This is a genomic window from Termitidicoccus mucosus, assembly GCF_038725785.1.
GTDB lineage: Bacteria > Verrucomicrobiota > Verrucomicrobiia > Opitutales > Opitutaceae > Termitidicoccus > Termitidicoccus mucosus.
The window spans coordinates 7,689,336-7,704,086 of sequence record NZ_CP109796.1 but is presented as its reverse complement, the minus strand read 5'-3'; the positions used below and the strand labels follow the sequence as shown (position 1 = coordinate 7,704,086).

At 65.8% G+C, this 14,751-nt stretch carries 6 protein-coding genes; all 6 read left to right on the top strand.

Features of this window, described 5'->3' with window-relative positions:
* Nucleotides 1-116 precede the first annotated feature (116 nt).
* The 6 genes from OH491_RS27000 (at nucleotide 117) to OH491_RS26975 (ending at nucleotide 14,749) form a co-directional block, all read left to right on the top strand.
* Complete coding sequence (locus OH491_RS27000) at nucleotides 117-3,017, top strand: SGNH/GDSL hydrolase family protein (RefSeq protein WP_068772787.1); 2,901 nt, start codon at nucleotides 117-119, stop codon at nucleotides 3,015-3,017.
* 25 nt (nucleotides 3,018-3,042) lie between these two features.
* Nucleotides 3,043-5,295 (top strand): hypothetical protein, encoded by a 2,253-nt coding sequence (locus OH491_RS26995; protein ID WP_334319687.1) that lies wholly within the window; start codon nucleotides 3,043-3,045, stop codon nucleotides 5,293-5,295.
* Between the two features lie 196 nt (nucleotides 5,296-5,491).
* On the top strand, nucleotides 5,492-8,344 hold the full coding sequence (locus tag OH491_RS26990) for a hypothetical protein (RefSeq protein ID WP_068772789.1): 2,853 nt from the start codon (nucleotides 5,492-5,494) through the stop codon (nucleotides 8,342-8,344).
* Between the two features lie 28 nt (nucleotides 8,345-8,372).
* Entirely contained in the window at nucleotides 8,373-9,935 is a 1,563-nt protein-coding gene (locus OH491_RS26985; protein ID WP_068772790.1) for an MFS transporter, read from the top strand.
* 41 nt (nucleotides 9,936-9,976) lie between these two features.
* Nucleotides 9,977-12,892, top strand: coding sequence for an FAD-dependent oxidoreductase (locus OH491_RS26980; RefSeq protein ID WP_068772791.1), 2,916 nt, complete (start codon nucleotides 9,977-9,979; stop codon nucleotides 12,890-12,892).
* A gap of 15 nt (nucleotides 12,893-12,907) precedes the next feature.
* A complete protein-coding gene (locus OH491_RS26975; protein WP_068772792.1) occupies nucleotides 12,908-14,749 on the top strand; it encodes a glycoside hydrolase family 2 protein in 1,842 nt (613 codons plus the stop codon).
* Nucleotides 14,750-14,751 lie beyond the last annotated feature (2 nt).

Genomic DNA, 14,751 nt, shown 5'->3' with positions numbered 1-14,751 from the left:
CGTGGCGCAGGCAGCGATGCCTGCGCCAGGGACCAATCCAGCTTACGTAAAACCCAATTATGGCCGCAATCCCCGCATTGCGGTCATTAACGTCCTCGTAGAAAAACTTCCTACGCATGCACGCCTCGCCCCGCCTCCTCCGCGCCCTGCTTTCTGTTTGGGCTCTATCCGGTCTCCTCACTGCGTTTGCGGCTGCCGACTCCATCACCGCCGCCCCTGTCGCCTACTCGCGCATCATCGCGTTTGGCGACAGCCTCAGCTCGGGCGGACGCGGCAAAAATTCTCCCAGCACCGGCCCCGCGCCCACGGCGGAAAACGGCAACTACCCGCGCCTCACCTGGGTGCAGCAACTCTCGCTCATGGCCGGGCTCGGCCGCCTCGAAAAATGGGAGCGCGGCGGCGCCAACTACGCCGTCGGCGGCACCGACACGAAGGAACTTGAGGAGCAAATCGACCGCTACCTTGAAATTTGCAAAGGCAAGGCCGACCCGCTCGCCCTCTACACCCTTTGGAGCGGCGGCAACGACCTCACCCACTATCTCCGCGACAAATCCCCCCTCGGCTTCGTCTTCTCCAATCTCGAAAAGGGCCTCGTCTCCACCGGCAAAAAAGCCGCCGCCCGCGTCGAGAAACAAATCACCCGCCTCGCCCGCGCCGGCGCCGTGCATATCCTCTGGGTCAACCTTCCCGATCTCAGCCGCCCGCCCTCGCTCGCTGCGCGCCTGAAAGACCGCCCGAAATACCGCGACTCGCTCATGCGCGGTTTCCGCGACGCCTCCGCCGCGTTCAACACCCGCATGGACGATGCTGTCGCGAACCTCCGCGCCAAATTTTCCGCCATCGACCTCGTCACGCTCGACGCGCACACCTTTTTCGACGCGGTGATGGCCGATCCCACGGCCTATGGTTTCACCGATGTCACCACGCCCAGCCGCGCCTCGAACCGGCACCTTTTCTACGACAACGCACATCCCACCTCGCACGGCCACTACGAATGCGCGAGATTCGCCCGCGCCCGCCTCGTCTCCCTCGACCGCCTCCCGCCCTCCGCCAACGAGGCCGCCTATGAAAAGCCGCTGAGTATCGGTTTCGCCGACCCCGCCGCTATCGCTGACTCCCAGGTAGGGCCTGACCTTGTGTCAGGCCGCGCGCGCGAAACCCGCGAACAAAACACCTCCGCCACTCGGAACGCGGCGCCCCCAACGCGGTCGAGCCCTGCAACAAACGCCACCACCGTCACGGAAGCCGATTTCATCGCCGCCGTCCGCAAAACCGTTGCCGGGCGCGGCGTCATCCGCCGCCCGCAAACTCTCGCCGAGCTCAAAGCCAATCCGAAATTCCGCATGAAGTATCGCGAGAAGCCCGCGCATATGTCGAAACGCAGCGATGCTGAGTGGGAGCGTTTCGCCATCTCGCTCGCCGACGCCGAGGCCGCGCGCGATCTCGGACGCCTTTTGCCTGCCGCTGCCGCCGCCGCGCGCATGTCCGGCGATCCGGAGCTGCTCGGCTACGTCCGCGATCAACTGGCCGAACTCGCCACCTGGTCGCCGCTCCAGCGCGCCGGTTGGAGCGGCGGCTCAGACACCCGGAGCGCGTGGCTCGGCACCGGCTGGGCCGTGCGCGCGATTGTCGAATGCGCGGCCGAGCTTCCCGACGGCGGGCTCACCCCGGAGCTTCGCGCCGCGCTCGCCACCCGCTTTGAGGACGAAATCACCGGCATCCGCGACGACTGGCGATTGAAACGAAACTGGTTCACCCGCATCGAGGCCGCGTCGTCGAACCAATGGGTGCTCCCGCTGGAGGCGCTCGCGCTCGCCAGTCTTTTCAACGGCCTCGACAAACACCGCGACGACTACGAATTTGCCGTCGCCGGACTCATCCGCTCGCTCGACGCGCAGGGCCCGCAAGGCGAGTGCGTCGAGGGCATGCAATACGCCGGCATCACCTTCCACAGCCTGCTCGCCGCCGCGCTCGCCGCCCGCGCGCATGGCGACGACCGCCTGATCAACCACCCGTGGCTGCGCGCCTTCCCCGCGTGGTATTTGCAACACCGCCAGCCCGCCGGCTTCGTCATCAACGCCTTCGATTCGCAAAACAGCGACCTCGACTGGGAGGTCGTCGCCAAACTCGCCGCCGACCTCGCCGACCCCGCCGCGCTCTGGGTCTTCCAACACCGCCCGTTGGAAGCGCCAGACGCCATCACCCTCGCCATCTTTCGCGCCGCGCAACTCGATCCGGCGGGGGGCGCGCCCCCCGCGGCCTTCGCCGCCTGGCCCGTCGCGACGCGCGTCAATTGGGTGGAAAGCATCGACGCCTATTCGCGCGGCCCGGCGAATCGTGTGTCCGGTTTTTGGATGCGAGGCGGCCACGCCACCGACGCGCACGATCACCAAGACCGGGGCCACGTGAACCTCGTAATTCGCGGCCGCCCCGTGCTCATCGAGGCCGGTCTTGCCTCCTACGGCATCGCCGGGCACGCCAGCTATTTCAAGAGCGTCGCCGGCCACAACGTCCTTCAGGTCGGCCCCTATGCGCCGGATCAGCTCACCGCCAAAATCCTCGCCGACGGCGCCGGCCAGATCCTCGACCCCGCGCACCGTGCCGCACTCATGACCGTCCGCCGCCTCGACGAAAAAGGTGGCGACGTTTCCGTCGATGCCTCCGGCTGCTACGCCGGCCTGAAACGCTGGGTGCGCTCCGTCACATGGGATGCCGCCGGCGCAACCATTCGCGATGAGGTCGAGCTAGACTTCCCCGACGTGGTGCTCTTCCGCTGGCACCTCGGCGCGCCCTCCGATGCCGTGGCCGACCTCGCCACCACCGGACGCGTCCGCGTTGCCGACATCGTGCTCGACTACGAGACCGACGCGAAACTCCACGTTTCGCTCGAACCCATGCCCGACGCCACGCTCAAGCCCGGCAAGACCACCAACCACGCCACCGTCGTCCTTGCCACCGAGCGTCCGACAAAAGCCCTCACGCTTACGACAAAGGTTTTCCTCGATGAAACGAGGTGATCCAATGAATTTTCGCCGTCACGCCATGCCCGTATCTCCCGAAATCCAGCCCGCCGCCCAGTGGCAAAACAACGAGCTCACGCTCCAGAATCCCCTCTTTCGCGAAATCTGGCGCCTTGAGCCCGGCGGGCAGCTCCGCCTCGTCTCCTTCCGCCGGGCCGGCGGCCCCGAATGGATTTCGCCGCGCCCCCCGCCTGCGCCCGGCCCCGACGACGCACCCATTTGCGCACCCGCCGATTCTTCCACCGCCGGCACCCGCGCATGGAATGCCACCTTCAGCACCCGCGCCGACGGCCTCATCCTCACCGCCGAACTGCGCCTCGACGCTCCCGAAAACGCGCCAGCGACTGGGAACGCCGTCATCCTGCCGGCAGGCGCCGCGCCGCGCCGCCCCCTCCACCGCCTGCACACCTTCAAACTCCACCCGCTCATTGCCGGCGCCGTCCACCAACTCACCGGTTCCGAAACCGACGCCACCCTGCGCGAACTCGAAGCCGCCACCGGAACCGAAAAAAATATTCAGCTCGCCGGCCGCATCCGCGTCAAACCCAACGGACAAACCTTCATCACCCCCCCGGCCATCGCGCATCCATTTTTTGGATTTTATCCGCGGCACCTCGTCGTGCGCGACATCCAGTTCGTCGATCAGACCGACCACCACAGCAACCTCGTCTTCGAGCGCGAATATCTCATGCAATCCGGCGAGCGCTGCCTGCCGCTTCAGACCAACCTCGTTTGCATCGAGGACACCGCCTCGCGCGAGGGCGACGGTTTTTTCTGGTTGCTCATGGCCCCGCTGCACCGCGTGCGCAAGCGCTGGAGCGCGGTGTTCGACTTCCTGCTCGCGTTTCAAAAAGGCGCGCTCACCGCCACCGCCTGTCCCGCCGGCTATGCGCTCGCCCGCGTCGCCTACACCGGCGGACGCGCCGGCGCCACCCGCGCGCTGCACGCCTTCCAGCGCGCCTTCTACACCGTCCCCCCGGCACCGGCGCGATCCCCCGAAACTTGTAACCCATTAGGTTACAAACCGGACGCCGCCGGCGCCGTCGCTGAAAATCTCGCGATTCGCAATCCGCATGGCAGGCATGTCACTTCGTCCGGAACCGCCTTCCCGCCGGAGCACTCCGCGCTGCTCCTTTCCAACACTTGGGGCGACCGCTGCGGCGCGGCGAGCCTCTCGGAAAAATTCATCCTCGACGAAATCGCCGCCGCGCGCGCCCTCGGCGTCGAAGTCGTGCAAATCGACGACGGCTGGCAGAAGGGCGCGACCGTCAACACGCCCGTCGCCGGCAACCAAGGCGTGTGGAACGGATTCTGGGCTGCCGATCCCGAGTTCTGGACGGTTAACGCCTCGCGTTTCCCGCGCGGTCTTGCCCCGCTCGTCGAGGCCGCCGACAAAGCCGTTGTGAGCCTCGGCCTCTGGTATGCGCCCGATTCCACCGGCGATCTCGCCAACTGGGAAAAGGACGCCGCGCAAATCCTGAAACTCTGGCGCGAACATCGTATCACGTTTTTCAAACTCGACGCGGTGAAGCTGCATTCGCGTCTGGCCGAGACTCGTTTCCATGCCCTGTGCGACCGTGTGCTGGGGGAAAGCGGCGGCGCGATCTTCTTCGATTTCGACGCCACCGCCGAGCACCGTCCGACTTACTGGGGACGCCCCGGCGGCGGCGAGTTGTTTCTCGAAAACCGTTTCACCGAGGAGGGCAACTATCACCCGCACCAGACGCTGCGCGCGCTCTGGAGCCTCGCGCACTATATCCGGCCCAAGCGCATCCGCCTCGAATTTCTCAACCCCGCGCGCAACGAGCCCGACTACGTCGGCGACCCGCTGCGCCCCTTGGCCTATCCGCCGGAGTATTTGTTTGCCATCACCATGCCCGGCGCCCCGCTCGCGTGGTTCGAAATCAGCCGCGTGCCCGCCGTGGTTATCGAGCGCTGGCGACCGCTCATCGTCCTCTGGAAACAACACCGCGAGGCATTTCAAAACGGCTCCGTCTTCCCCGTCGGCCGCGCGCCAAACGGTTTTTCGTGGACCGGCTTCGTCTCGCTCGCCGAGCCTGACGCCGACGGCCCGCGCAGCCTGTATGCGCTCCTCTTCCGTGAACTCACGCCCGACGAAAATGCCGTCATCGACCTCCCCGTGCTGCTTGAATTGCCGAAGCCAGGACGCGCCCAAAAACTCGCCGGCGAAGGCGCGGTGACCATTGGGGAGGGCAAACTCATCGCCTATATCCCGGCCGCCCAGCATTTCCTTTTCGCCCGCTGGGAGATGTAGGGGTTTCGCTTGCGAAACCCGTTGGCAGAATCGCATCCCAAAAAATCCGCTCATCCCGCGCGCCGCAGCCACCCAGTGATAATTTCCACCATGCCCCGCCAAAATCACGCGTCCGCCTTGCGGCACAGGCGAGGTTCATTTTACGTAAGACAATCCAAGGCTGTCTGGCGACAAACACGGCCAGCAATATCGACCCATGAGTGACGCAACCCTGCCCCTTCGCGCTTTCGCCGCATTTGCGCTGTCCGTGTTTTTACCCGGTGCGTCCCTCTCTGCAAACGCCACGGCGAGCGCGTCCGCGCAGGTCACGCCCCTCTCCATCCGCGAGGCCGCCAATCGCGGGTTTCGTGACCAGGTCGCCGGCGACGGCAGGGGTGGCTGGACCGATCAGGGGCCGGACAACGACCTCGCCACCCTGCGCCCCGGCGTGCTTACCGCCTCCGGCGTCACCTTCGACATCATCAATCCCGACGACAATGAAGGCCGCTCCGCCATCGTGCTCGGTCGCGCCAGCCAGCAGGTCGCGTCCGACGCCGGCGAGGCCGCGCGCGAGAGCACCGACACGCGCACCGGCATCTCCGAATCTGCCACCGTGAAAATCGCAGCCGGCGAAAACGGCGCGCCGCCGTCGTATCGTTTTCTTTATCTGCTGCACGCCGCCGCCAATCCGCTCAAAACACCCGGCGAAGTGCTCGGCACTCTCACCGCGCATTACGCCGACGGCTCGGAAACGCGCCACGAGATAAAAAACAAAACCGACATCGGCAACTGGCGCGACCCCGCCAGCGCCGAAAACGCCGGCATCGCATGGGAATCGGAAAACGCCACCGCCTCCATCGGCCTCTACGTATCGCGCTTCCGCGTCGATGAAAAACCGTTGGCCTCGATCGAATTTCTGCAGACCGGCGGCGCGGCGTGGATGATCGTCGCGCTCTCCGCCTCCAGGCAGCCAATCAACGTCGGCGTCGTCCCGAAGGATTTCATCATCGAGCCGGGCCCGGAGTGGGCGCCCTACCATCACTCGCTCGATATCGAGAAAGGCGGCGTGTTTGATTTTTCGTCCACGCTGCACGCGCCTGCCGGAAAATTTGGCGCCATCCGCGCCACGCCCGCCGGGCATTTCGAATTTGAAGGCCGCCCCGGCGAACGCGTTCGCTTCTGGGGTGTGAACCTATGTTTCTCGGCGCAGTATCTGGAGAAGGAGGAGGCCGACCTGATGGCCGAACGGTTCGCGCGCTCCGGCTACAACACCGTCCGCTTCCATCATTTCGACGGCGGCGTGGTGCGCAAGGGCGGCCTGTCGTGGGAACTCGACGCGGCGCAGCTCGACAAGCTCGACTACCTTTTCGCCGCCCTGAAGAAACGCGGCATTTACATCAACATCGACCTTTACGCCAGCCGGGGCTTCAGCGCGGAGGAATGCGCGTCCTGGGGATTTCCAGGCGGCAAAAGCCGCGACCTCTTCAAAGCCATCCTCCCGGTCAACAACGGCGCGTTCGAGTCATGGCGGCGTTTCGCGAAAAACCTCCTCACGCACAAAAATCCCCACACCGGCCTCACGTGGGCCGAGGACCCTGCGCTCATCGGCATCTGTCCGGTCAACGAAAACCCGCTCTTCAACCATATCGAGGGCGACCCCAAAATCTTCGCGCTCTACAAAGAAGCCTTCGAAAAAGCGGGTCTCCCCGGCAAGCCCGGCACGAGCAATCCCGCCTTCAACCAGTTCATCCACGAGCTTAATCGCCAATCCGACGCGCGCCTGTTCGCCTATCTGCGCTCGCTCGGCACCAAGGCGCTCCTCACCGGCGCAAACTACACCATCGCGCAAGGACTCGCCGCCGTCCGTGCCGAATACGATTACGTTGACTGCCACAGCTATTGGGATCATCCGAAATTCCCCGTGAAGTCCTGGGCCGCGCCCTTCGCGTTCGGCCAGGGCAGCTCCGTCAAGGCCCGGGCCAAGATGCCCAACCGCATCATGCCCGTGCGTATTTTCGGCCGGCCCTTTGTCAGCACCGAGTTCAATTTCTGCCGCCCCAACCAATATCGTTTCGAGGGCGCGGTGCTCATGCCCGCCTATGCCAGCCTCCAAGATTGGGACGCGCTCTACAATTTCCAATACGCGAAGGACGACAGGATGGCCATCCACGGCGGCGTGGACAACTACTTCGCCATCGCCACCGACCCCGTCGGCCTCATCGCCGATCGCACCGGCTCGCTCGTTTTCCAACGCTTCGACATCGCCCCCGCAAAACATGCCATCGCCTACGCGGTGAATCCCGACGAGGCGTTCACCAGCCTCGGACGCCTCTTTCCTGGCGAATTCTCGCCGCTCGGCCTTGTCGCGCGCATCGGCTCGCTGCCTGACCGACCCTCCGGGGTGCTCACGAAATTCGGCGCGGCGCAAAACCTCGACGCCGTCGTCACCGGTGAAACGAGACAAGAACTTCCGCCCAAGGCTTACCTCATGGGCGATGACCTCGCCGCCGGGCTCGAACGCGACGGCGTGATTCCCGCCGGCTCCATCAGCGCCGACCGCGCGCGCTACGCCGCCGACACCGGCGAAATCGAACTCCGCGCCGACACCGGCACCGTGAAAGCCGTCTCGCCGCGCAGCGAGCTGTTCGTGCTCGCGCCCGGCAGCCGCCTCGACGGCGCGTGCGTCTCCGTTGTCAATGGCGGCACCCGCTGCTCCATCTCCGTCATCGCGCTGGCGACAAAAGCCGACGCCGCGCCGCCCGCGCTCGCCGACGCCCGGCGCATCCTCGTCACGCACCTCACCAACGCGCTCCCGCAAGGCGCGAAGTTCAGCCACACCGACTACAAGCTCCTCAAGTATTGGGGGACCGGCCCGCACCTCGTGCAACGCGGCTCCGCCACGCTCACGTTGCGCCTGTCCGATGGCGACTGGAAGGCATGGGCGGTTGACGCCACCGGCAAACGCATCCGCGGGATTCCGCTTACCCGGCAGGCCGGCGGCCCGCTCACCCTCGCCGTTTCCACCATTGACAAGGCCGGCACGCAACTCGCCTACGAACTCGCCCGCTAAGCTTTTCAGTCCCCGAAAACACCCGCACATGAGTGACACCACCTCCACGCCCGTCCCTCCCGCCGTCGTTCCGACGGCCGTTCCCCTGCGCGGCATCGCGCCCGAGGACCGCATTCCGCTTCGGCAGAAAATCGTCTTCGCGCTCGGCACGGACATGGACATCCTTTCGAACAACCTCACGTTCAGCATCCTCTGGCTGCCGATTTTCAACATCGGTATGGGCATGAACGCGATCTTGCTCAGCGGCATTCTCGTGGCGCTGCGCCTCTTCGACGCGTTTGCCGACCCCGTAATGGGCAACATCTCCGACAACACCAACACGCGCTGGGGTCGTCGCCGGCCGTTCATCGCCTTGGGCACCATCGCAATGGTGCTTGTTTACCCGCTTTTTTGGCACCTGCCGTCCGGCTGGGGCGACGCAGCGCGAGCCGTCGCGCTGGTCGCCATCGGCATCCTGTTTCTGGTGGCCTACACCCTCTGGGCGATGCCCTATTACGGGCTCCAGCTTGAGCTCACGCCCAGCTATGACGAACGCACACGGTTGGCCGCGTGGTGCTCCATTTTTGCCAAGTTCGGCTACCTCGCTATTGGCTGGGCCATCGCATTCATCCTGCTCATCGGCATGCTCGCCTCGGGTGACGCTTCGGTGCTGGAGGGCCGGAGCGATTTTGTGCGTGGGCTGCTTGAGTTCATCCAGCCGCTCGTCACGTGGCTGTCCGACGCGCAGCCCGGCGAGAAACCGCTCGTTGTCGGCATGCGCTCGGTCTGCTGGCTCGTCGGCGGCCTCATGCTCGTGTGCGGTTTGCTCCCGGCCATTTTTGTCAAGGAACGCTATCACAAGGTCGCGGCCAAGCGCCCGAAAAAGACGCCCTTCCTAGTCAGCCTGAAAGAGTCCTTCCATTGCAAGCCGCTCTGGCAGCTCATCGGCATGACCTTTTTCCTCCTCATCGGCTCCGCGTTTATCACCGGGCTGAATTATTATGTGAACGCGTATTATGCCTGCCAGGGCGACCTCCTCTTAGGCGGCAAAATCGCGGGGATAAAAGCCGTCGTCGTCAGCGTCACGGGGCTGCTCTCAATCCCGGTGCTCACAAAGCTCAGCGAGCGTTTCGACAAGCGCGCGGTCGCCATCTCCATGCTCACGCTTACGGTCGTCGGCCATCTCGCGAACTATATATTGATGACCCCGGCGCATCCCTACTGGCAAATTTACACGGGGCTGACCGAGGCCATCGCCATCCCCGCCATCTGGATGTTCATGCCCTCCATGAAGGCCGACGTCGCCGACTGGGACGAGTTCCACACCTCGCGCCGCCGCGAGGGTTCGCTGAACTCATTCTACTCGTGGTTCGTGAAGGCGGCCATCACGGTCTCCGTGGTTTTCAAGGGCGCCGCGCTCGAGTGGTCCGGCTTCAATCCGAAACTCCCCGCGCAAAGCGACGGCGTGGTGCACCGCATGTTCATGCTCTACCTGCTTCTGCCCATCGGCTTCTGGCTCACCTCCATCGTCTTCGCTTGGTTCTACCCGATAAGCCGCAGGGCCGCCGCCGAAACCCGCTCCGCCCTTGAGGCCCGCCGTGGAAAAGCCTGAGCCCCCGTCACCACCCCTCATTCACGCCCGCGCCAACGTTCATGTATCAAGAAATTCACTACAAAAAAATCCGCGATGTCGTCGTCTTCGGCGCCGGTTACGCCGGCTTCGCCGCGACGCTGGCCTGCCGCCGCGCCGGACTCGACGCGCTGCTGGTTGACCGCCGCGCCGCGCTGCTCGCCGAGAGCGGCTGGTCGTTCGCGGATGAGACCGGCTCGTCGTCCGATCCGCTCTGGCTCGAATGGCGTGCGCTGCTCGACCGCCACGGCGGAGGCGGCGAGCCCGGCGCGATGGACGGCGCCATCGCCGAGGTGCTCGCCACCGACCTTGTGCTGCACGAGCGGATGCCGGTGCTTTATTACGCTGCACCCTATGCCGTCGAACGCGACGTCAGCGGGCTCGTCTCCGCCGTGATCGTCGCGACCAAATCCGGCCCGCGATGCCTGTGCGCGCGCCGCTGGATCGATGCCACCGACGCCGGCGAGCTGGCGGTGCTGCTCGCCGCGGATTGGAAACGTTCGCTGCCGCGGTCGCGCACGTTGAATTTGTTTTTCCGCCACCCGCACGCGCACCCGCTGCCGTCGCTGGATTTGCCCGCGCCCGACGCGCTGCCCGCCGGCTCGACCCTCCGCTGGCAGCCCGGGAAGTGGGCGGGCGAGCAGGTTCTTTCAATAAAACTTCCCGGCGATGCCGTCCGCGCGCGCACCGCGTGGCTGCCCTCGCTTCGCGCCCTCCGCGAGGCGGCGGCCGGCGATCTCAAGGGCGCGGTGCTCACGCACGGCAGCGTGATGCCGCTGAACGCCTTCGCTCCGCGCCGCGACGGCAGCGCGCTCGCGAAAATTCTTCCCGCCAACGTCTGCTTCGCCGGCGCCGACGGCGGCGCTCTGGCGGAAAAATTCGACGCCGGAGCGCGCGCCGCGCGCCGGTTGGCAGACCTTCCGCCCGGCCGGGCCGGTGAAACCTCCGGCGCGCGACCAGAGTCGGCGATCACAGGCGAGGAGCGCGTGGCGGAAGTGGGCATTGCCGGTCTCGGCACGGGCGGAGCCATCGCCGCGATCGCCGCCGCGCGGGCGGGTGCGAAGGTGTTTGCGTTTGAAATGATGCCGTTTCCCGGCGGCGTCGGCACGGGCGGCGGTTTGCATGTTTATTATTTCGGCGTGAAAGGCGGATTGCAGGAGGAGGTGGACGGCCGCGTGCGCGAAATCATGCCGCTCTTCGGCACCGCCGCGCAAATCGGCGGATTTCATCCCGAGGCCAAAAAACTCGTGCTCGACGCCATGCTCTCCGAGGCCGGCGTCGAGGTCTGTCAGGACGCCGCGCTGCATTCCGTGCGGACGCGCGACGGCATCGTGGAGGAAGCGCGGCTCGCCACGCCCGGGGGGCCGTTGCGCGCACGGACAAAAACGTGGGTCGATGCGACCGGCGACGCCGATTTTGCGTCGGCGGCCGGGGCAAAATCGCGGCTCGGCCGCGCCGGCGACGGCATGCTCCACGCCTACGGCCAGTCCTCCGGGCGCGCCGCGATGGTCAAGGACGCGGTGAAGCTGCACATCATTAATTTCGACGCGGGTTATTGCGACGCGACCGACGCGCTCGACCTCACGCGCGCGCGCCTCGCCGGCGTCCGCCAATACGTGCAGGAGCGCTACGACGCCGAGACGCGCCCGACCTACATCGCGCCCGTGCTCGGCATCCGCCAGTCGCGCCAGATCGAGACCGACTACACGCTTTCGCTCGATGATCTCATCAACCGCCAGCGTTTTCCCGACGCGATCAGCTACACTGGCTGCCACTACGACAACCACGCGCGCGACTACGAGTTCGAGACCGACGAGGCCGCCTTCTGGGTCTGGGTCTGCCAGCAATGGTATGGCCGCCTCGCGTGCGAGGTGCCGTTCCGCATGCTATTGCCGCGCGGCTTGAAAAACATCGTGCTCGCCTGCCGCGCCGCCGGCGTGTCGGAGGAGGCGCACCATTCGTTCCGCATGCAGCGCGACGTGCAGCGCATCGGCGAGGCCGCCGGGCTGGCCTGCGCGCTCACCGCCGTTGCCGACGCGGACGACTGCCGCGCGGTGCCGTTCACAAAACTTCGGGAGCGCCTCATCGCCACCGGTGCGCTCAAACTGCAGGATTTGCCCGACCGCATGTTCGGCAACCATGCCGACGCCGAGTATTTCGAGACCACGCCCGGCCAGGTCGAGTCGTGGCTGGAGGAACTGCGCGGCGGCCCGGCCACCGAGGCGCTCTGGCATCTTTACCGTGCCGAAAAACTCGCGCGTCCGCACATGGCCGCGCTGCTCGATTCCGCCGATGACACGGTCTCGTGGCGCGCCGCCGCCATCCTGGCCATGTGGGGCGACGAACGCGCCGAGCCGCGCCTGCTGCGCGCCATCCGTTCGCGCGAGGACGACCGCGCCCGCGACATCACGCGCCCGCAGCAGGAGTGGTTCTACATGCCGCGCTGGTATGGCGCGCTCACCATCCTGAAACGCTGCATCACGCCCGCCAGCCTCCCGGTGCTGGAGGAACTCGCCGCCGATCCGGAGTTGCCGCTCAACCTCCGCAATGCCGTCGCCCTCGCCTGCGAGGCGCTCGCCGCGCGGCGCGAGCTTTCCATCGGGGAATGCGCCCGCATCGCGGCGCTGCTCGCGCGCCTGCTCGCCACCCCCGCGCCGCACGGCATCCGCGGCCCGCAAGGCTCGCCCCTCGGCAAGGTCGAGCCGCCCTCGGTGCCGCAGCCCACGGACTTGCGCCGGGCCATCGAGGACTACACCTGGCAGCTCCACTTCGCCGTCGCCCGCGCCCGCCGCGCCCTCGGCCTGCCGGCGCACGGGGAGGCCGGAAAATTCCTCCAGGACGAGCGCTCCATCGTTCGCCGCGCCTTCGCCGGAATGATAAATGGAAACAAATTCGCGGCGGCACAGGTTCCCGCGCCGCGGCAAACCACAGTGGTATAAAATACATTCCCTGTCATGATTTCCTTTCGTTTCGTGTGGTTCTCCCTCGTTTTTCTAACTGGCACCGCCTCCGCCACTGCCATGTCCGACGCCATCCCGAATGTTTACGCCCAAACCCGCCTGAGCCTGAACGGGAAATGGCGCGTCATCGTCGATCCCTACGACACCGGTTTCTACAACTACCGCCGCATTCCCTACGACCAGAGCGACCCCATCAAGGGCGGCTACGCCCTCGACCTGAAGGCGCGCACGCCCTCCGACCTCGTCGAGTATAATTTTTCCACCAGCCAGACACTCCTCGTTCCGCGCGACTGGAACACGCAGGACGACAAGCTTTTTTATTACGAAGGCAGTGTGTGGTATCAGCGCGAGTTTTCATACCGGCCCACCTCTCCGGATTCGCGTTTGTTTGTCTATTTCGGCGCCGCGAATTATCGGGCCGATGTGTATCTGAACGGACGTCGGCTCGGCACGCACATCGGCGGCTTCACCCCCTTTAATTTCGAAATCACCGGCCGGCTCAAGGACGGCCCCAATTCGCTTGTCGTTCGCGTCAACAACACCCGGCTCAAGGAGGGCGTGCCCACCGACTCCACCGACTGGTGGAACTACGGCGGCCTCACGCGCGACGTGTTTGTCGTGGAAATGCCGGCGACCTACGTCGCGACCCACGACATCCAACTCGCCCGCGGTGTGCCCGACCGCATCGCCATCAGCATCCGCCTCGACGGCTCCGCCGCCTCCTCCACGCCCGTCACCGTTTCCATCCCCGGGCTCGCCTTCGAAGCGCGGCTCACGCCTGGCGCGGACGGCGCGGCGCGCGGCGAGTTTCCCGTCGCCGCCGGCAAGCTCCGGCGCTGGTCGCCCGAGTCGCCGAAACTCTACGACGTGACCATCGCCGCCGGCGACGCGCTCGTCACCGAGCGCATCGGCTTCCGCACCGTCGAGACGCGCGGCCCCGACATTCTGTTGAACGGGGAGCCCGTGTTTTTGCGCGGCATCAGCATTCACGAGGAAAATCCCTTGCGCGGCGGCCGCGCCTGGTCGGAGGAGGACGCGCGACTGCTGCTCGGTTGGGCGCGCGAGCTCGGCTGCAATTTCGCCCGCCTCGCCCATTACCCGCACAACGAGCATATGGCCCGCGTGGCCGACGAACTCGGCATCATGCTATGGGAGGAGATTCCCGTTTACTGGACGATCCAGTGGGAAAATCCGGATACGCTCGCCAACGCCCGCCGCCAGCTCGCCGAGCTCGTTCACCGCGACCGCAACCGCGCCAGCGTCATCATCTGGTCGGTCGCCAACGAGACTCCGGTCAACGATGCCCGCACGCGTTTCCTCGGCACGCTCGTCGCCGACGTCCGCGCGCTTGATCCCACCCGGCTCGTTTCCGCCGCCATGGAACCGCACCACGAGGAGCACGCCCCCGACACCCGCATCATCGACGACCCGCTCGGGGCGCTGACTGACATCATTTCCTTCAACCAATACATCGGCTGGTATGACGGGCTGCCCGAAAAGTGCGACCGCATCCGCTGGGACATCCGCTACGACAAGCCCGTTTTTATCAGCGAATTTGGCGGCGGCGCGCTTGAGGGTTTTCATGCCGCGCCCGACGTGCGCTACAGCGAGGAATTTCAGGAGGAACTCTACCGCCGCACCCTGCCCATGCTGGAGCGCATCCCCGCCTGGCGCGGCGCCACGCCGTGGATACTGGCCGATTTCCGCTCCCCGCGCCGTCCGCTTCCCGGCATCAAGGATGGCTGGAACCGCAAAGGCCTGATCGGCGAATCCGGCGCGAAGAAAAAGGCTTGGTTCGTCCTGCGCGATTATTACGAGAAAAAGGCCGGGGAATGACC

Bases quoted from the DNA above. Each gene is read 5' to 3' on its own strand.
- OH491_RS27000 (WP_068772787.1), top strand. From the start codon at position 117: ATGCACGCCTCGCCCCGCCTCCTCCGCGCCCTGCTTTCTGTTTGGGCT.
- OH491_RS26995 (WP_334319687.1), top strand. From the start codon at position 3,043: ATGCCCGTATCTCCCGAAATCCAGCCCGCCGCCCAGTGGCAAAACAAC.
- OH491_RS26990 (WP_068772789.1), top strand. From the start codon at position 5,492: ATGAGTGACGCAACCCTGCCCCTTCGCGCTTTCGCCGCATTTGCGCTG.
- OH491_RS26985 (WP_068772790.1), top strand. From the start codon at position 8,373: ATGAGTGACACCACCTCCACGCCCGTCCCTCCCGCCGTCGTTCCGACG.
- OH491_RS26980 (WP_068772791.1), top strand. From the start codon at position 9,977: ATGTATCAAGAAATTCACTACAAAAAAATCCGCGATGTCGTCGTCTTC.
- OH491_RS26975 (WP_068772792.1), top strand. From the start codon at position 12,908: ATGATTTCCTTTCGTTTCGTGTGGTTCTCCCTCGTTTTTCTAACTGGC.